This is a genomic window from Pseudomonas sp. P65(2024) (genome assembly GCF_057480955.1).
In genome coordinates this window covers 151090-167288 of record NZ_JBLIYX010000006.1, presented here as the reverse complement: position 1 = coordinate 167288, position 16199 = coordinate 151090, and the positions used below count along the sequence as shown (strand labels likewise).

Below are 16199 nucleotides of genomic sequence, written 5' to 3'. Positions count from 1 at the left end.
ATGGGCGATCCTCGCAATGCCGTGACCCTCAGCGTCAACGGCCTGGACTACGGCGGCTGGACCAGCGTCAGCATCAGCGCCGGCTTCGAGCAGCAGGCGCGTAGCTTCAAGCTCGGCATCACCTGGCAATGGCCGGGGCAGGGCGCGGCGGTGCGCATCATGGCGGGCGACCGCTGCGAGTTGCGCATCGGGTCCGACCTGGTGTTGACCGGCTGGGTCTCGGCCACACCGATCAACCATGCCCACCAGCAGACAGGCTTGACGGTGCAGGGTGAGTCGCTGACCGTTGATCTGGTCGAGTGCTCGGCGATCAACCAGCCGGGCCAATGGCGCCAACAGCGCCTGGAGCAGATCGCCCAGGCGCTAGCCGCTCCCTACGGCGTGCGTGTGCGCAGTGAACTGGGATCACTCAAGCCGATCGCTCATCACGCCATCCAACCGGGCGAGACGGTGTTCCAATCACTGGATCGCCTGCTGACCGTGCAGACAGCCTATTCCACCGACGACGCCGAAGGACGGCTGGTACTGATTCGTCCGGGCAGCGGTGGGCAAGCCTGCGATGCCCTTGAGGTGGGCCGCAACGTGCTATCAGGCGGCGCCGCGCTCAGCCAGCAGAAGCGTTTCGCCGAATACCGTGTATGCGCCCAGCGCAAGGGCAAGGATGGCGAGGAAGCGCGCAAGGCCTGCGAGGTTCAGGCCACGGCCTTCGACCCAGCGGTGCGCCGACGGGTGCTGCTGATCAACGAAAGCCGTGCGATGAGCGAGACCGACGCCCAGCACCGCGTCGACTGGGAAGCCCGCAGCCGCGAGGCACAGACCTGGCAGGCGACCTACAAGGTGCAGGGCTGGCGGCAGTCCAACGGCGAGCTGTGGCGGCAGAACACCCTGGTGTGGGTCGTCGACCCGATTATTGGACTCCAGCGCTGGATGCTGATCGCCAAGGTCACCTACGACCTCGATGCCAATGGCTCGCTGACCACCCTCGAGGTAGCACCGCCGGCCAAGTTCGAACTCAACCCGACCGATCCGCAGCGGCCCGAGGCCGCAGCCGGCTGATCGGTCCCGACAGAGCACATCCCCATGAATCTATTAACGCGCATGCTGGCGCGCGGCAGCCTAGTGCTCGCCCATTCCGCCGGCAAGTTGCAACGCCTGCAGATGCGCCTGCTGGCGGGGGAGCTGCAGGACGACCTGGAGCACCTCGAGCCTTACGGCCTCACCAGCCATCCCCATCCTGGCGCCGAGGGGGTGGTTGCCTTCATTGGTGGCGACCGCTCCCACGGCGTGGTCCTGACCCTGAGCGACCGTCGTTACCGACTGCAGGCCTTGGCCCCAGGTGAGGTGGCGCTGTACACCGACGAAGGCGACCGCCTGCATTTCAAGCGCGGGCGGATCATCGATATCGACACCGCGACCCTGAACATCCGCGCCAGCACGGCGGTGAACATCGATTCGCCGCTGCTCAGCCACAGTGGCCGCATCGTCTCCAAGGGCGATCAGGTGGCCGCCGGCATCAGTCAGGTCCAGCACGTGCATGGCGGCGTGCAGGGCGGCAACGGCCAGACCGGGAGGCCGGCATGAGCCTGACTGCCATGACCCGGACGGGCCTGGAGCGCGCCGTACTGATCAGCCTGTTCAGTTGGCGCCGGGCGGCGCCGGACGACCCGCTCGACGACGAGCAGCGTCACGGCTGGTGGGGCGACAGCTACCCGAACGTGGCCGATGACCGTATCGGTTCGCGGCTGTGGCTGCTGCAACGGGTCAAGCTGACCGAGCAGACCCGCCGCGACGCCGAGTTCTATGCCCGCGAGGCCTTGCACTGGCTGGTCGACGACGGCCACTGCCGCGCGATCGAGGTGCGCGGCGAACGTCGCGGCCTGCAGCGCCTGGCCTTGCACACCACATTGGTGCTCGCTGACGGCGAGCGCCTGGAGATCAACCTGGGAGACAGCTGGCAGGTGAACTATGCCCTTTGAAACGCCAAACCTGGCGCAACTGATCGACCGCACCCAGAACGACCTGGGCCGCGTGCCGCTACGCCGGGCCGATGCCCAGGTGCTGGCCCGGGCCATCAGCGGTGCCGCCTATGGCCTATACGGCTACATGGACTGGATCGCCGAGCAGATCCTCCCGGACAGCGCCGACGAGGACACTCTCGAGCGCATGGCGACGCTGCGCCTGAAGCAACCGCGCAAGGCCGCCCAGCGCGCCACTGGCAGGGTGGCCTTCAATGCCATCGCTGGCGCGCGCCTGGAGCCCGACACATTGCTGCAGAGCGATGATGGACGCAGCTATCGCGTCAGCGAAACGCCGGTGCTGGTGGCGGGTGTCAATCAAGTTGCGGTCGAGGCCCTCGATCCCGGCACCGTCGGCAATGCCGAGGCGGGGTTGGCGCTGTTCTCGGTACAGCCCGTAGCCGGTGTCGGCGGGCCCTTCACCGTGCTGGCGCCGGGCGTGCGCGGCGGGGTGGCGGTCGAGAGCCTCGAGGCCTTGCGGGCTCGGGTGATCCGCTCGTATCGGGTGATCCCCCATGGTGGTTCTGCCGACGACTACGTGACCTGGGCGCTGGAGTTCCCTGGCGTGACCCGCGCCTGGTGTCGGCGCAATTACCTGGGGCCGGGTACCGTGGGCGTGTTCGTGATGTGCGACGAGGATGCCGAGCCCTTGCCGGACGCCAGTCAACTGGCTGCGGTTAAGGCCTACATCGAGCCGCTGCGACCGGTCACCGCCGAAGTGCATGTGCTGGCGCCGACGCCCATCGCGGTGACCTACCGCCTGCGCCTGACCCCCGACAGCAGCGCCGTGCGCGCCGCGGTCGAGGCGCAGTTGGCCGACCTGCACAAGCGCGAGGCCGAACTGGGCGAACCGCTGCTGCTCAGCCACATCCGCGAGGCCATAAGCGGTGCCACCGGGGAGCGCGACCATCGCCTCGACTGGCCGAGCAGCGATGTGTCGGCGCAGCTCAACCAGTTGCTGGTGTATGGAGGTTGCCAATGGCTGGACTGAGAAACGCCGCTGACTATCACCAGCAACTGCGTGCGCTGTTGCCTGACGGCCCGGCCTGGGACCCGGAGCGGGTGCCGGAGCTGGATCAGGTGTTGGCCGGCACTGCTGAGGAGCTGGCGGGTCTGGACAGGCGCATCCGCGACCTTCAGTTCGAGATGGACCCGGCAACCTTTAGCGAGCTGGTGTCTGACTGGGAGCGGGTCATGCAGTTGCCCGATGCCTGCCTTGGGTCTTCGGCGGCGTTCGAGGATCGCCGCCTGGCCGTGCGCCAGCGCTTGCTGGCAGTGGGCGGTCAGCATATCGCCTATTACCTGGAGCTGGCCCAGGGCCAGGGCTATCCGTCGCCCGCCGTCACCGAGCACAGGGCACCGCGCTTCGGCCGTGTGCGCTTTGGCCGGGACTACTTCGGCACCTGGCAGGCGCAGTTCATGTGGACCTTGAACACTGGCGGGCGGCAGCGCCTGGGGCGGCGCTTCGGCGCCAGCTATTTCGGCGAGCGCTTCGGCGTCAACCCGGGTAATGCCCTGGAGTGCCTGATACGGCGCAGCGCACCGGCGCACACGCAGGTGCGGATCAACTACGACTAGAGGAGAGCAACGTGGATTATCCGAAAAGTGTTCCCAGCGTCGGGCTGGTGAACGGCAAGTTCGTTGATGAAAACCCCGCGACGGGGATGCCGGGGTCGCTGATTCCGGCGAGTTGGGGTAATGCGGTGACCGAGGAACTGGTCAACGCGATCTATGCCGCCGGTATCGTTCCGACGGAGAACCGCAATGATCAGCTGGTCCTGGCGATCAGGCAGTTGGCCAAACTGGACCCGATGCAGAAGTTTCCAGTCCAGGTGTATCGCAGGAACCTGATCATCAACGGCAACTTCGATTTCTGGCAGCGCGGGACCTTGAATCCTGCAACCAATATTGGCGGATACGTGGCCGACCGTTTCCGCTGTGACTGGGACGGCAACGCAGGAGTGGTCATCTCTCGTCAGGGCTTCACGCCGGGCCAGACCGAAGTGCCCAACGAACCAAGGTTTTTCTTGCGCTGGCACCAGACGATCGCCGGCACCGGCAGTACCCAGCACCTGATCAGCCAAGCCGTGGAGTCGGTGGGTACGCTCGCCGGCAAGAAGGCAACGCTGAGTTTCTGGGCCAGAAGTGATGCGCCTCGAAACATTTCTGTCAGCTTCAGGCAGACGTTCGGATCGGGAGGGTCGCCTTCGGCAGGTGTCAGCGTGGGGGCCGGTCAGTTAAACATCACCACCGTCTGGCAGAAATACATCGTTGCTGTGCAGCTGCCTTCCATCGCCGGCAAGTTAATGGGCAGCAATGGCAACGACTACCTGCGGGTCGAGTGGAACCTGCCGTTGAATGCCCTGCAGATGTTCGATCTTGCCCAGGTACAACTGGAGGAGGGGCCGGTCGAGACACCGTTCGAGCAACGCAGTGCGATGCAAGAACTCGCGCTGTGCCAGCGCTACTACGAGAAGACCTTCGAACTGAGCGCTAGGCCAGGTCACAACCAGGGATGGACTGGCGGCATGCTGGTGTCGTGGGTCTATGCCGGGCAGGCCAATTCGGCGTCGCAGCCCTATGCGCAATGGTCCTTCAAGGTCGAGAAGCGCGCAGTGCCCAGTGTCGCCCTGTATTCCCCGTTTGGAGGCACGGCAGGCCAGTGGCGCTCAGGCAGCGATGCCATTTCCTCGGGTAATGCCGCGGTGCTCTATGCCGGTACCCGTGGAACCCATGTCTACAACTCGGATGTCGCGGTCCCTTCGCAGGCCTACTACATCCATGCGACGGCCGATGCCGAACTCTGAGGATCAATCATGGCTTACCAACTGACCGAAAATCCCAATCTGGTGCTGCGACTTGAAGATGGTGCGACCGTTCCGTGTGGTCACCGATTCTGGGACGAATACGAAGCGTGGCTGGCGGCAGGCAACACGCCATCACCTGTCGAAAAGCCTGACGGCGCGTCGAACGAAAGGCATTGGCGTGATGCCCAGATCGCTCGGGTGCGATGGTTACGGGAGCGCCATATCGATGAGCAGGCGCGCGAGGAGGGCACGACCTTGACGGAGGATATGCACAAGGCGTTGCTGGACTACCTGCAAGCACTGCGTGACTGGCCGCAATCGATGGCTTACCCGGACCGCTCACAGCGTCCTGTAGAACCGCAGTGGTTGGCAGTGCAGCTGCTTGAGCAATGACGTCTATCGAGTATGGGCAATCAAGGTTGCCCTATCGTGGATGTTCTACTGTCCACACCGAAGACTTCCTGCTGTCGCCCGGAACTGACGGATGCCTGATGAGCTTTTCCCGGTGCACTTGAGCGTGTGCGCTTTCTATAGTCGGGAGCAGGCAAGGCATTACTTTCGCCGGGTCGTCCTGGCGCTGACACCACCAGGACCTCGCATATGTTCCACGACTTGCGCTGCGGCCAGTGCCACAAGCTGCTGGCCCGCGTCACCCCCGCCTCCGAGCTCCAGATCAAGTGCGGTCTTTGCCGCACCCTCAATCACGTGAAAGCCGCGCGCTTCGAGCCATCGCCCATGAGCGAGCCACAGGCGGCACCGGCCGCCTTTCGATCAGACCGCAATGGAGAATGCACCGATGCCGCTCACTGAACAGCAATTCAAGCAGATCTACCCGCTCGCCGGCCAACGCGTCGCCGCCTTCCTGCCGGCGCTGAACACGGCCATGGCCAACTGGGAGATCGACCACCCCAAACGCATTGCCGCGTTCCTGGCCCAGGTCGGCCATGAGTCCGGTCAGTTGCGCTACGTCAAGGAACTGGGCGGCGACCGCTATCTGGCCCGCTACGACACCGGCAGCCTGGCCTTGCGCCTGGGCAATACGCCCGAAGCCGACGGCGATGGCCAGCGCTATTGCGGCCGTGGCCTGATCCAGGTGACCGGACGCAACAACTACCAGGCCTGCAGCCGTGCGCTGTTCGGCGACGAACGCCTGCTGGCGCAACCGCAGATGCTCGAGCAGCCGCGCTGGGCCTGCGAATCGGCGGCCTGGTTCTGGCACTCGCGCGGGCTCAACGCCCTGGCCGACCAGGGGGAATTCAACCGCATTACCCGGCATATCAACGGCGGCCTGAACGGCTTGTCGGAACGCCTCGAACTGTGGGCGCGGGCGCGGGAGGTGCTGTGCTGAGCCGCCTGCAACTGGCGCTGTGCCTCGGGCTGATGGCGTTGTCCGCGGCACTGGCCTGGCAGCTGCAGGGCTGGCGCCTCGGACGTCAGCTGGCCGAGCAGGAACAGGCGCTGGTGCAGCAGCGCCTTGACCAGGCCGAAGCGCTGCACGGCCTGCTGCTCGCCGAACGCGATCAGCGCCAGGACCTCGAACAACGCCTGCATGACAGTGAAACGAAGCATTTCCAGGAGCTGACCAATGCCCAACAGACTCAGGCTCGCCTGCGTGACCGCCTTGCTACTGCCGATCTGCGCCTGTCGGTCCTGGTCGAGCGCGACACCGCCTGTGCCCCAGTGCCTGCCGCCGCCGGCGCCAGCGGCGTGGATCATGGCCCCGTACGCGCCCGACTTGACCCGGCGCATGCTCGACGAATTGTCGCCATCACCGACGAAGGCGACCGTGGACTGATCGCCCTGCGGGCGTGCCAGGCTTATGTGCGTGCACTGTCGCACTGATCTGCATTTCTTATCTTTTTTCCATGGCCGGCCTCACTTTCGTGGGGCCGGCCATTTTTCAAGCAAGCCAATTCAAGGAGTAGAGAATGGGCGAAAAGAACATCATCGTGGACCGTGGCATTCCCCCTTCGGGTTCCTCAGGTGGAGGGGGACGCGGTGGAAGTTCAACGGGAGGCATCACTATCCCTTTGGGTGTCAATGGTGAACCCTCCCACCATGCACTCAACGTTGCCGCGCTGATGAACGGCACAGTGCTTGAAGCGGTGTTGGAGGGGCAGGGTTGGCCAAGCCCGGATGCCTACTATGACCTGGGCGTCGATATGTGGGGCATGTTGCCCTATCAGATCGTCGAGATGCGTAATGAACTGAGTGACAGCTACCTCAGAAAGGAGCGCAACCTGCCGGCCAGCCTCAATGCCGAGTTGGCTGCGGCCGAAGCCGCCGCGGGTAGCACTGCGGCGCTGCCGGACTCGAAGAAAGCCGAGCGCTCCATTGGGATCATCAAGTCGATGATGGCTACTCGCGACCAGCAGATCGCATTCAACCGTGGGCGACTGGCCACGGAGCAGGGCGGTCGTTTCGATGACCGCAGCATCAAGGAAGTGATCGACGAACTGCGCAAGCTGGACGATTACGATGTGCCGGCGGCACTGGATGTCGAGCTTTCGCTTTATACCGCAGCCCTGGCGTTGTATGTCGACTTGAAGGCGCAGGAGCAGTTGCGCGAAAAGCTCGATGCCCTGGAGAAGGCGCGCCGCGATGCGCTGGAGAAAGAGTCCTACAAGGAAGCGGCCACCTACGCCAGTGATATTGGCAAGGAAATCGCCAATCGCTTTGGCAACCAGGTGGCGCAGGCCGCCAACGACATGCAGAAGGGCATCGCGGGCAAGCGCATAGGCAGCTACCAGGAGGCCTTGAAGGCTTTCGAAAAGCTGTCGCAAAACCCCGGCTTGCGGCTGAACGCCAAGGACTCGGTGGCGGTTGCCCAGGCACTTGAGGCGCTGGACAAGGCCACGCTTGGCGATAACATGCTGCGTTTGGGCAAGGCCTTCGGTGTGACCGGTGGCGTCATTCAGGCTGCCGGGCTGGTTGACTCGGCAGTGAGCGGTTTCAAGACCGGTGACTGGAAACCCTTTCTTCTGGAACTGGAAAGTGCTGTCGTCGGCAAGGTGGCGGGCAGTCTGGCGGGCGCCATGGCTGGCATCGCCCTGGGCTTTCTGGTTTCCGTCCCCGCTGGCGCAGTGGCGGGAACCGTTTTGGCGGCCGTCTTCATCGGTGCTGCCAGCTCATACTTCGATACCGAGAAGGTCGACCAGATCAATCAGTGGGTCACGGGCGTAGTAGCACCCAGATACCTTTGCACCGAGCGCGCACAATGTTGCTCTCGGTGCCTCGCAACCTGTCTGTGCAAGGAGTTGTGACGTTGAATGCGAAACACACGGCCAGTCACTGGCCGTTGTATCTGATCACGGTCTCGAGCCTGGTGCCGGTGTTCCTGCTAGCCTGTTGGGTGCCGACGCTGAGTCAGGAGCAAGCCTTGGTCTTGGATCGCCTGCTTGACCAGCATCTGCTGGGGCAGGTGGGTGTCTGGTCGTCCAATTTTGCGCTGATGTCCAAGGCGGTCGCCAACTATGTAGCGATCGCCGCACCGTTGTGTTCAATCGGCCTGGCGCTGCTGGTATGCCGCCATCATCTACGTCCCTTGGAGCTACTGCCGGTGCTGTCATTGCGCCGCCAGTTATTTTTCCATGTCGGTTGGGTGGTGGTGGTTGGGGTGCTACTTGCCCAGAACTACTTCGGCTACACAGATTTCGCCCACCATCGTGCGAAGTTTCGCTGGGTGGGCAATCACCCTGGTTTGTATCCCTTTTTTGCCAGCATGATGTTGCTTGCGCTCGAATTCGCGTTCGTCTTCAGCTATGTCGTGCTGGTGCATTACCCATTGCTGCGCCTGGCCTATCGGCGTAAGGCAAGCCAGGACTGAGCCTGGCTTGAATGGTAGGGTATGGCGGTCGCAAACGAGGAGCCGCCATGGACCCGATCACCGTACTCTCCACCCGCCTGGGCGAACACCTGCGGCGCTTCAACGCCCAGGTGAGCACCGCCGAATCCTGCACCGGCGGCGGCATCGCCGAGGCGATCACCCGCATCCCCGGCAGCTCGGCCTGGTTCGAGGCCGGCTATGTCACCTATTCCAATGCCCAGAAAACCCGCCAGTTGGGCGTCCCCGAGGCGTTGTTCGCCCAGGTGGGGGCGGTCAGCCAGGAAGTGGTCGAGGCCATGGTGCGGGGCGCCCAGGCCGCCAGCGGAGCGCGCTTTGCGGTGGCGGTCAGTGGCGTGGCCGGGCCAGACGGCGGTTCGCCGGCCAAGCCGGTGGGCACGGTGTGGCTGGCCTGGGCTGACGGAACCCACGTGAGCAGCGAGCGCCGGCACTTCGACGGCGACCGCGAAGCGGTGCGCCGACAGACGGTGATCGCCGCGTTAGACGGCTTGTTACAGCTTGGTGCGGAGTAAATCGCCCGACGGGGGTTTGCGGAAACGAATCGCTGTGGAATAATACTGGCTACTTATACAGTTATTCCGGCCGTCAGGGCCACGTCGAACACGTGAGGATTTCAATGGACGACAACAAGAAGCGCGCCTTGGCTGCGGCCCTGGGTCAAATCGAACGCCAATTCGGCAAGGGCGCGGTCATGCGCATGGGCGACCACGAGCGCCAGGCCATCCCTGCCATTTCCACCGGTTCCCTGGGCCTGGACATCGCCCTGGGCATCGGCGGCCTGCCGAAAGGCCGTATCGTCGAGATCTACGGCCCGGAATCCTCGGGTAAAACCACGCTGACCCTGTCGGTCATCGCCGAAGCCCAGAAGAACGGCGCCACCTGCGCCTTCGTCGACGCCGAGCACGCCCTCGACCCTGAGTACGCCGGCAAGCTGGGCGTCAACGTCGACGACCTGCTGGTCTCGCAGCCGGACACCGGCGAACAGGCCCTGGAAATCACCGACATGCTGGTGCGCTCCAACGCCGTCGATGTGATCATCGTCGACTCCGTGGCCGCCCTGGTGCCGAAGGCCGAGATCGAAGGCGAGATGGGCGACATGCACGTCGGCCTGCAGGCCCGCCTGATGTCCCAGGCCCTGCGCAAGATCACCGGTAACATCAAGAACGCCAACTGCCTGGTCATCTTCATCAACCAGATCCGTATGAAGATCGGCGTGATGTTCGGCAGCCCGGAAACCACCACCGGTGGTAACGCCTTGAAGTTCTACGCCTCGGTGCGCCTGGACATCCGCCGTACCGGCGCGGTCAAGGAAGGCGACGAAGTGGTCGGTAGCGAAACCCGCGTCAAGATCGTCAAGAACAAGGTTTCGCCACCGTTCCGTCAGGCCGAGTTCCAGATCCTCTACGGCAAGGGCATCTACCGCAACGGCGAGATCATCGACCTGGGTGTGTCCCAAGGCCTGGTGGAAAAATCCGGTGCCTGGTACAGCTACCAGGGCAACAAAATCGGTCAAGGCAAGGCCAACGCCGCCAAGTACCTGCAAGAGAACCCGGCCATTGGCAGCGAGATCGAGAAGCAAATTCGCGACAAGCTGCTGACCGCGGGTGCCGCCGCCGCTGCAGCAGCTGCCGCCAAGGCCGGTGCAGCCGAAGCCGATGCCGACGACCTGGCTGACGCCGACGCCGGTTATTGATTGGCCCCATGTCCGTCGTACTCGACACCCCCGTCGCCGTTCGGCGGACAGCCATGGACCTGCTCGCTCGCCGCGAGCATGGTCGCGTCGAGCTGACGCGCAAGCTGCGTCAGCGTGGCGCACCGGACGAGCTGATCGAGCCTGCGCTCGATCGGCTGGCCGAAGAAGGGCTGCTCAGTGAGGCCCGCTATCTGGAAAGCTTCATCCGCTACCGGTCCAGTGCCGGCTACGGCCCCGCGCGAATTCGCGAGGAGCTTGGCCAACGCGGCTTGAACCGTGGCGATATCGACCAGGCCCTGCGCGACAGCGAAGTGGACTGGGCGACGCAACTGCGTGATGTCTGGCAGCGCAAGTTCGCCGGGCAACGCCCGCAAGATCCACGCAGCCGGGCGCAGCAGACGCGTTTTCTCGCCTACCGTGGTTTCCCCATGGACATGATCGGCCGGCTGCTCAGCGGTCGTGATCTCGACGATTATTGATGCCCTGTACGGCTGACACCCATGCGTGTCAGCCGTACAGGGCATTTTGCGTTCAGCTGACCCGCAAGGCTTCCCGGGCGCGCTGGGTGGTGTGCATCGGCTGGGGTTTGGCCCAGTTCTCCGGCAGATTGATGAAGTCGACCAGTTCGCGCAGGCGGCCCTGGTCGCGGCCGTTGAAGGCAAAGGTCAGGCGCGTCAGGTGGCTGAAGTTGCCTTCCTCGTGTTCGGCGCCGCTGTCCGGTTGCTGGTGGTACCTGCCGCTCAGGCGCAGGTCGGCGAAGCCTTCTTCCACATCATGCAGGGCCGCCTCGCTCAAGGGGTGGTGCATGCGGATCACGAACTGGCTCTTCAGCCAGCGGCTGGAGTGGTAGTTGCTGTAGAACTGGTTGATCTCCTCGACCGCCTCGTCGGCGCTGTGCACCAGGCGCACCAGCTTGAGGTCGCTGGGTAGGATATAGCGGTTCTCTTCGAGCTGGCGGCTGATGAAGGCCAGGGCGTCCTGCCAGAAACTGCCGCCGGGCGAGTCGAGCAGCACCACCGGCACCAACGGGCTCTTGCCGGTCTGGATCAGCGTCAGCACCTCCAGCGCCTCGTCGAGGGTGCCGAAGCCGCCGGGGCAGAGCACCAGCGCGTCGGCTTCCTTGACGAAGAACAGCTTGCGGATGAAGAAGAAATGGAACGGCAGCAGCTTGTCGGTGCCATTGACCGTGGCATTTGCGTGCTGTTCGAACGGCAGGGTGATGTTGAAGCCCAGGCTGTGGTCGGTGCCGGCGCCTTCATGGGCGGCGGCCATGATGCCGCCACCGGCGCCGGTGATGACCATCAGGTCCGAACGCGCCAGCGTCGCGCCCAGCTCCCGGGCCAGGGCGTACATGGGGTGTTCCATTGGTGTGCGCGCCGAACCGAATACGGTGACTTTGCGCCGCCCCTTGTAGTGCTCGAGGGTGCGGAAGGAGTGGTCGAGCTCGCGCAGGGCCTGCAGGGTGATCTTGGCGTTCCAGCGGTTGCGGTCGTCGTGGGCCATGCGCAGTACGGTCAGCAGCATGTCGCGGTACAGCGGCAGGTTGGGACTGTTCGGCGCGACCAGTTGCAGTTGTTCGTCGATCTTGCTCAGGTCGATGCCGTTGTCCCTGAAATGGTTGAACAGCAGCTCGTTCGATTGGTAAGGCATTCAACGTCTCCTTCTGCAGCAAAACCTCTGACCGGGTCGATGGCGTGTCCCGGCCGCGACACTGCGTGTGTCGCTGGCTGCTGTGGCTCGAGTGTGCCCCTCGAGCGTTGCAGTAGGCCTTCAAGGCCATGTTGCAGTGGCAATTCCATCGCGTTGTCGTTGTTATGGGTACTCGATATCAATCTAGACGCTGGCGCGGCTTTGTGCCGCCACAGGCGCGCACTACCGCCGGTCAGGCGAAAGCCAGTGACGACAGGGCTTTGATTAACTGGGGGCAGTGAAGCGATACAGCGAGGTGACGGTATGCACCGGCTGGTGATCGAGGTGGATAGGCAACTGTTGCAGTTGCTCGAGTACGAGGCCAAGGCTCATCACCTGAGTCTTGAGGGGGAGTGCCTGCGCCGGCTGCAAGGGGCCGAGGCGCATTCGCGCTACTTGCAGGCCCTGCTGGCCGAGTTGCGCGCCGATGATGAGCAGCGGCGCGCCAGTAACAGCGATCAGCTGGCTTGAATCACTTCTTCTTGTTGCCGGCCGCGCAGCTGGCGGCGTCGAAGGCCTGGTCCATGACCGGCTGGTTGGTCTTGTAGACAGTGAAGCGGTAGACCATTACGGCACCCTTGGACATCAGCTGGCGGTAGCCGTTGTTACGGCACACGCTGTCACCCAGCTGGCTGCGAACCTGCGCGGGATTGGCCTGCATGCGCTGGGCGTGCTCCTGGCGTACGCTCAGGTGATTAACCAGTGCCTTGCCTTCGACGGTGTAGCCCTGGTCGAGGATGTCCTCGTTGATGGCACGCGGGGTGCCGACGCTGCTTTCCTTGGCGACCTTCTGCAGCATCTGGTTCAGCTCGTATTCCTGCTTGGACGCAGCCTGGGCGGCCAGGGGCAGGGCGAGCAGCAGGCTCAGGGTCGGGACGATAAGACGCAGCATGGATCTCTCCTGGTTCGATGACTGGCGCTTTGACCAGCGCCGACGGGCGGCGTTCCATGAAACCACAGGGTTTCCAGGCCGCCAGGACCTGCGATTATAAAGGAGCGGCGCCGCTGGCTGCACGGCAAATGACGTGGGCTCTGGTAGACTTGGCGCCTTGTTTTCATCGAGTCGTCGCCGTGCCCCTCCCACTTCCCTGCCAAGGCCTGTTGCCATGAGCCACGCGGTAGCACGCCTGCGCGCCGAACGCCTGGCGCGCAGCATCAAACCCTTTGTCGCCCGAGGCTCGCGCGCCGAGCGTTGCCCGGATTGCCGGGTGATCGCCACGCACTGCCTGTGCGCCTGGAAACCCCGGGTGCCGGCCGAGTCCGGCATGTGCCTGCTGATGCACGATACCGAGCCGCTGAAGCCGACCAACACCGGTTGGTTGATCGCCGATGTGATCGAGGACACCTCGGCGTTCGGCTGGCTGCGCACCTCGGTGGACGAGGGGCTGCTGGCGCTGCTGGACGATCCCCGCTGGCAGCCCTACATCGTCTTTCCGGGCGAGTTCGTCAAGGAAGATCGGGTGGTCAGCGAAGTCGTGCGCGAGCCGGGCAAGCGCCCGTTGTTCATCTTGCTCGACGCCACCTGGACCGAGGCGCGCAAGATGTTCCGCAAGAGCCCTTACCTCGATCGCTTCCCGGTGCTGAGCCTGCAGCCCGAGCAGATGTCGCGCTACCGCCTGCGCCGTTCCAAGCGTGATGACCACTTCTGCACCGCCGAAGTGGCCGCCATGTGCCTGGAACTGGCCGGCGACGGCCAGGCTTCGCAGGCCCTGGACGCCTACCTGGACGTCTTCAGCCTGCACTATCTCAGTGGCAAGCGGCGCCTGCCGCTGGACGAGCAGGACGAGGTCCACCAGCGTTTGCATACCTTCCTATAGTCCAAGGGGCAGGCGCGACGGATTGGTTCATACTGTCGGGGCTGGCAGCCAGGGTAGGCGGGTTCGACCGGGCAAGTGGCTTGACCACCCGGGGCGTGCTCGGCATCCTTGGCGCCGCTTCGGGCACGACGAAGCTGCTGTTATCCCGGACTTCGCCGTGCCATCCCGGCCCGCGGCCCTGCCGTTCGCGCCATGAGTTGCCCGCCAGGCGTCTCCCGTATCCCCTGCGCCTGGCACAGAACAGGATCCATAGATCGATGGCCACATACGAAATCCTGATTGCCGATGACCACCCGCTGTTTCGCAGCGCACTGCGCCAGGCCGTTACCCTCGGCCTGGGCCCGGACGTGCGCCTGGTCGAGGTGGCGAGCATCGCCGAACTGGAAACCAGCCTCACCGAGAAAGCCGACTGGGACCTGGTCCTGCTGGACCTGAACATGCCCGGCGCCTATGGCTTCTCCGGCCTGGTCCTGCTGCGCGGCCAGTACCCGCAGATCCCGGTGGTGATGGTCTCGGCCCAGGAAGAGGCGGCCGTCGTGGTCAAGTCCCGCGAATTCGGCGCCAGCGGCTTCATCCCCAAGTCCAGCGAGCTCAGCAAGATCCAGGAAGCTGTGCGCAACGTGCTCGATGGCGATGTCTGGTGGCCGCCGCAGGCATTCGACAAGGTCGATGTGTCGGCCGAGGCCAAGGCCGCCAGCGAAGGCCTGGCCAGCCTCACCCCGCAGCAGTTCCGCGTGCTGACCATGGTCTGCGAAGGGCTGCTGAACAAGCAGATCGCCTATGAACTGAACGTTTCCGAGGCGACCATCAAGGCCCACGTGACGGCGATCTTCCGCAAGCTGGGGGTGCGCACGCGGACCCAGGCGGCGCTGCTGCTGCAACAACTTGAATCGGTTTCGGCCAGCTAAGTACCCGTGCATTCACGCTTTTTTGACTCAGGCTGGACTAGCCTTCGGGCCTTTCTCCGGTGAAGTGACGGACACACATGTCGCCATTCAAAGGCCAGACCGGCCTCAAACGTATCGTCAACGCCGCCAGCTATTCGCTGGACGGTCTGCGCACCGCCTTCAAGGGCGAGGCCGCCTTCCGGCAGCTGGTGCTGCTCAACGTGGTGCTGGTGCCGCTGGCCTTCTGGCTGCCGGTCAGTCGCGGTGAGCGGGCGATCCTCATTGCCGTGTGCCTGCTGGGGCTGATCGTCGAATTGCTCAATTCGGCGGTGGAGGCGGCCATCGACCGCATTTCCCTCGACCGCCACCCGCTGTCGAAGAACGCCAAGGACATGGGCAGCGCCGCGCAGCTGGTGGCCATGAGCATGGTTGCGGTGGTCTGGGGTGTGATCCTGCTTGGTTGAGCCTTCAAGCGATCGGCGGCAGCACGATTTCGTCGCTGCGCCGCACGCCTGCAGTAAAGCTGCGGCACAGTTCGAGGAACTCGCGCATGGCCGAGGTCTGGTACTTCTGTTTGTGCCAGATGAAGTAGAACTGCCGCGCCAGGTCCAGGGTCGGGGTCTCCACCGGTACCAGGCTGCCGCGGCGGAAAGCATCCCGCAGGGCCAGGCGTGAGATGCAGCCGATGCCCAGGCCCGACTCCACGGCACGCTTGATCGCCTCGGTATGTTCCAGTTCCAGGCGGATGTTCAGGTTGGCACGGTGATGGCGCATGGCCTGGTCGAAGGTCAGGCGCGTGCCCGAGCCCTGCTCGCGCAGGATCCAGGCTTCATGGGATAACTGCTCGATACCGGCATGGCCGACCTTGGCCAGGGGATGCTGGGGCGCACAGAACACCACCAGCTCGTCCTCCACCCAGGGCTGAACCTCAAGATCGGGATGGTTGCAGTCACCTTCGATTAGACCCAGGTCAATTTCATAGTGGGCGACCTGTTGCACTATATGCGCGGTGTTCTGCACGTGCAGCTTGACCTGGCTTTCCGGGTGTACCTGCATGAAGCTGCCGATCAGCAGGGTGGCCAGGTAGTTGCCGATCGTCAGCGTGGCGCCGACGGCCAGCGAGCCGAACCCCGACTTGCCGTTGAGCAGGTCCTCGATCTCCTTGGCCTGGTCGAGCAGGGCCACGGCCTGGGGCAGCAGTTGATGGCCCAGAGCATTGAGACTCAGGCGCTTGCCGGCGCGGTCGAACAGCTGGCAGCTGGACTGGCGCTCCAGTTCGGTGATCGAGGTGCTGGCGGCCGATTGCGACAAGGCCAGCACGCCGGCGGCCCGGGACACGCTCTGGTGCTGGGCGACGGCGACGAATACCTGGAGCTGACGGAGTGTGAATCGCATATCTATATAACCGATAACACATATCTTGATAATTCAGTTAACAGATATTGTC

Annotated in this window: 22 protein-coding genes; 19 read left to right on the top strand and 3 right to left on the bottom strand. The window is 64.0% G+C overall.

Going from position 1 to position 16199, the window contains the following annotated elements:
• The 15 genes from AC25MA_RS11510 to recX all read left to right on the top strand — a co-directional run bounded on the left by AC25MA_RS11510 (position 1) and on the right by recX (position 10838).
• Entirely contained in the window at positions 1 to 1056 is a 1056-nt protein-coding gene (locus tag AC25MA_RS11510; protein ID WP_028690626.1) for a phage baseplate assembly protein, read from the top strand.
• 24 nt (positions 1057 to 1080) lie between these two features.
• Entirely contained in the window at positions 1081 to 1581 is a 501-nt protein-coding gene (locus tag AC25MA_RS11505) for a phage baseplate assembly protein V (RefSeq protein WP_028690625.1), read from the top strand.
• Positions 1578 to 1976: a phage GP46 family protein gene (locus AC25MA_RS11500; protein WP_028690624.1), complete on the top strand. Its 399-nt coding sequence runs from the start codon at positions 1578 to 1580 to the stop codon at positions 1974 to 1976. Before AC25MA_RS11505 ends, AC25MA_RS11500 begins: the two co-directional genes overlap by 4 nt.
• On the top strand, positions 1966 to 3006 hold the full coding sequence (locus AC25MA_RS11495; protein ID WP_486972035.1) for a baseplate J/gp47 family protein: 1041 nt from the start codon (positions 1966 to 1968) through the stop codon (positions 3004 to 3006). Before AC25MA_RS11500 ends, AC25MA_RS11495 begins: the two co-directional genes overlap by 11 nt.
• Positions 2994 to 3593 (top strand): YmfQ family protein, encoded by a 600-nt coding sequence (locus AC25MA_RS11490; protein ID WP_069016697.1) that lies wholly within the window; start codon positions 2994 to 2996, stop codon positions 3591 to 3593. Before AC25MA_RS11495 ends, AC25MA_RS11490 begins: the two co-directional genes overlap by 13 nt.
• An 11-nt stretch (positions 3594 to 3604) precedes the next feature.
• Positions 3605 to 4822: a hypothetical protein gene (locus AC25MA_RS11485; protein ID WP_028690621.1), complete on the top strand. Its 1218-nt coding sequence runs from the start codon at positions 3605 to 3607 to the stop codon at positions 4820 to 4822.
• A gap of 9 nt (positions 4823 to 4831) precedes the next feature.
• On the top strand, positions 4832 to 5215 hold the full coding sequence (locus tag AC25MA_RS11480; protein WP_028690620.1) for a phage tail assembly chaperone: 384 nt from the start codon (positions 4832 to 4834) through the stop codon (positions 5213 to 5215).
• Positions 5216 to 5422: 207 nt separating this feature from the next.
• On the top strand, positions 5423 to 5632 hold the full coding sequence (locus AC25MA_RS11475) for a Com family DNA-binding transcriptional regulator (RefSeq protein ID WP_486972034.1): 210 nt from the start codon (positions 5423 to 5425) through the stop codon (positions 5630 to 5632).
• Positions 5619 to 6170 (top strand): glycoside hydrolase family 19 protein, encoded by a 552-nt coding sequence (locus AC25MA_RS11470; RefSeq protein ID WP_486972033.1) that lies wholly within the window; start codon positions 5619 to 5621, stop codon positions 6168 to 6170. Before AC25MA_RS11475 ends, AC25MA_RS11470 begins: the two co-directional genes overlap by 14 nt.
• 32 nt (positions 6171 to 6202) lie before the next feature.
• Positions 6203 to 6664, top strand: a complete 462-nt coding sequence (locus tag AC25MA_RS11465) for a lysis system i-spanin subunit Rz (protein ID WP_186596900.1) — start codon at positions 6203 to 6205, stop codon at positions 6662 to 6664.
• Between the two features lie 86 nt (positions 6665 to 6750).
• On the top strand, positions 6751 to 8085 hold the full coding sequence (locus tag AC25MA_RS11460; RefSeq protein ID WP_486972032.1) for a colicin-like pore-forming protein: 1335 nt from the start codon (positions 6751 to 6753) through the stop codon (positions 8083 to 8085).
• Positions 8086 to 8087: 2 nt separating this feature from the next.
• Positions 8088 to 8648, top strand: a complete 561-nt coding sequence (locus tag AC25MA_RS11455; protein WP_182323120.1) for a hypothetical protein — start codon at positions 8088 to 8090, stop codon at positions 8646 to 8648.
• A 47-nt stretch (positions 8649 to 8695) separates the two neighbouring features.
• Entirely contained in the window at positions 8696 to 9178 is a 483-nt protein-coding gene (locus AC25MA_RS11450; RefSeq protein ID WP_028690617.1) for a CinA family protein, read from the top strand.
• A gap of 104 nt (positions 9179 to 9282) precedes the next feature.
• On the top strand, positions 9283 to 10359 hold the full coding sequence (gene recA / locus AC25MA_RS11445) for a recombinase RecA (RefSeq protein ID WP_028690616.1): 1077 nt from the start codon (positions 9283 to 9285) through the stop codon (positions 10357 to 10359).
• Positions 10360 to 10367: 8 nt separating this feature from the next.
• Positions 10368 to 10838 (top strand): recombination regulator RecX, encoded by a 471-nt coding sequence (gene recX / locus AC25MA_RS11440; protein ID WP_028690615.1) that lies wholly within the window; start codon positions 10368 to 10370, stop codon positions 10836 to 10838.
• A 52-nt stretch (positions 10839 to 10890) separates the two neighbouring features.
• Here recX and AC25MA_RS11435 read toward each other — a convergent pair whose 3' ends face one another.
• The gene (locus AC25MA_RS11435; protein WP_028690614.1) at positions 10891 to 12009 is read right to left on the bottom strand and encodes an LOG family protein; all 1119 of its coding nucleotides are present in this window, start codon (positions 12007 to 12009) and stop codon (positions 10891 to 10893) included.
• 303 nt (positions 12010 to 12312) lie between these two features.
• On the opposite strand from AC25MA_RS11435, the gene AC25MA_RS11430 reads away from it, so the two are divergent.
• Positions 12313 to 12519, top strand: a complete 207-nt coding sequence (locus AC25MA_RS11430) for a hypothetical protein (protein ID WP_028690613.1) — start codon at positions 12313 to 12315, stop codon at positions 12517 to 12519.
• Position 12520: 1 nt separating this feature from the next.
• Here AC25MA_RS11430 and AC25MA_RS11425 read toward each other — a convergent pair whose 3' ends face one another.
• Positions 12521 to 12940, bottom strand: a complete 420-nt coding sequence (locus tag AC25MA_RS11425) for a quorum-sensing-regulated virulence factor family protein (RefSeq protein WP_028690612.1) — start codon at positions 12938 to 12940, stop codon at positions 12521 to 12523.
• Positions 12941 to 13154: 214 nt separating this feature from the next.
• Here AC25MA_RS11425 and AC25MA_RS11420 point away from each other — a divergent pair, with 214 nt between their 5' ends.
• From AC25MA_RS11420 to AC25MA_RS11410, 3 genes are all read left to right on the top strand, one after another.
• On the top strand, positions 13155 to 13865 hold the full coding sequence (locus AC25MA_RS11420) for a tRNA-uridine aminocarboxypropyltransferase (protein WP_028690611.1): 711 nt from the start codon (positions 13155 to 13157) through the stop codon (positions 13863 to 13865).
• A gap of 257 nt (positions 13866 to 14122) precedes the next feature.
• The gene (gene erdR, locus AC25MA_RS11415) at positions 14123 to 14773 is read left to right on the top strand and encodes a response regulator transcription factor ErdR (protein ID WP_028690610.1); all 651 of its coding nucleotides are present in this window, start codon (positions 14123 to 14125) and stop codon (positions 14771 to 14773) included.
• 77 nt (positions 14774 to 14850) lie between these two features.
• Complete coding sequence (locus tag AC25MA_RS11410) at positions 14851 to 15216, top strand: diacylglycerol kinase (protein ID WP_028690609.1); 366 nt, start codon at positions 14851 to 14853, stop codon at positions 15214 to 15216.
• Positions 15217 to 15220: 4 nt separating this feature from the next.
• On the opposite strand, the gene finR is transcribed toward AC25MA_RS11410, so the two are convergent.
• Positions 15221 to 16147, bottom strand: a complete 927-nt coding sequence (finR, locus tag AC25MA_RS11405; RefSeq protein ID WP_028690608.1) for a LysR family transcriptional regulator FinR — start codon at positions 16145 to 16147, stop codon at positions 15221 to 15223.
• Positions 16148 to 16199 lie beyond the last annotated feature (52 nt).

Excerpts from the sequence above, each read along its gene's own strand:
- AC25MA_RS11510 (WP_028690626.1), top strand. The coding sequence starts at position 1 with ATGGGCGATCCTCGCAATGCCGTGACCCTCAGCGTCAACGGCCTGGAC.
- AC25MA_RS11505 (WP_028690625.1), top strand. The coding sequence starts at position 1,081 with ATGAATCTATTAACGCGCATGCTGGCGCGCGGCAGCCTAGTGCTCGCC.
- AC25MA_RS11500 (WP_028690624.1), top strand. The coding sequence starts at position 1,578 with ATGAGCCTGACTGCCATGACCCGGACGGGCCTGGAGCGCGCCGTACTG.
- AC25MA_RS11495 (WP_486972035.1), top strand. The coding sequence starts at position 1,966 with ATGCCCTTTGAAACGCCAAACCTGGCGCAACTGATCGACCGCACCCAG.
- AC25MA_RS11490 (WP_069016697.1), top strand. The coding sequence starts at position 2,994 with ATGGCTGGACTGAGAAACGCCGCTGACTATCACCAGCAACTGCGTGCG.
- AC25MA_RS11480 (WP_028690620.1), top strand. The coding sequence starts at position 4,832 with ATGGCTTACCAACTGACCGAAAATCCCAATCTGGTGCTGCGACTTGAA.
- AC25MA_RS11475 (WP_486972034.1), top strand. The coding sequence starts at position 5,423 with ATGTTCCACGACTTGCGCTGCGGCCAGTGCCACAAGCTGCTGGCCCGC.
- AC25MA_RS11470 (WP_486972033.1), top strand. The coding sequence starts at position 5,619 with ATGCCGCTCACTGAACAGCAATTCAAGCAGATCTACCCGCTCGCCGGC.
- AC25MA_RS11465 (WP_186596900.1), top strand. The coding sequence starts at position 6,203 with ATGGCGTTGTCCGCGGCACTGGCCTGGCAGCTGCAGGGCTGGCGCCTC.
- AC25MA_RS11460 (WP_486972032.1), top strand. The coding sequence starts at position 6,751 with ATGGGCGAAAAGAACATCATCGTGGACCGTGGCATTCCCCCTTCGGGT.
- AC25MA_RS11450 (WP_028690617.1), top strand. The coding sequence starts at position 8,696 with ATGGACCCGATCACCGTACTCTCCACCCGCCTGGGCGAACACCTGCGG.
- recA (WP_028690616.1), top strand. The coding sequence starts at position 9,283 with ATGGACGACAACAAGAAGCGCGCCTTGGCTGCGGCCCTGGGTCAAATC.
- recX (WP_028690615.1), top strand. The coding sequence starts at position 10,368 with ATGTCCGTCGTACTCGACACCCCCGTCGCCGTTCGGCGGACAGCCATG.
- AC25MA_RS11435 (WP_028690614.1), bottom strand. The coding sequence starts at position 12,009 with ATGCCTTACCAATCGAACGAGCTGCTGTTCAACCATTTCAGGGACAAC.
- AC25MA_RS11430 (WP_028690613.1), top strand. The coding sequence starts at position 12,313 with ATGCACCGGCTGGTGATCGAGGTGGATAGGCAACTGTTGCAGTTGCTC.
- AC25MA_RS11425 (WP_028690612.1), bottom strand. The coding sequence starts at position 12,940 with ATGCTGCGTCTTATCGTCCCGACCCTGAGCCTGCTGCTCGCCCTGCCC.
- AC25MA_RS11420 (WP_028690611.1), top strand. The coding sequence starts at position 13,155 with ATGAGCCACGCGGTAGCACGCCTGCGCGCCGAACGCCTGGCGCGCAGC.
- erdR (WP_028690610.1), top strand. The coding sequence starts at position 14,123 with ATGGCCACATACGAAATCCTGATTGCCGATGACCACCCGCTGTTTCGC.
- AC25MA_RS11410 (WP_028690609.1), top strand. The coding sequence starts at position 14,851 with ATGTCGCCATTCAAAGGCCAGACCGGCCTCAAACGTATCGTCAACGCC.
- finR (WP_028690608.1), bottom strand. The coding sequence starts at position 16,147 with ATGCGATTCACACTCCGTCAGCTCCAGGTATTCGTCGCCGTCGCCCAG.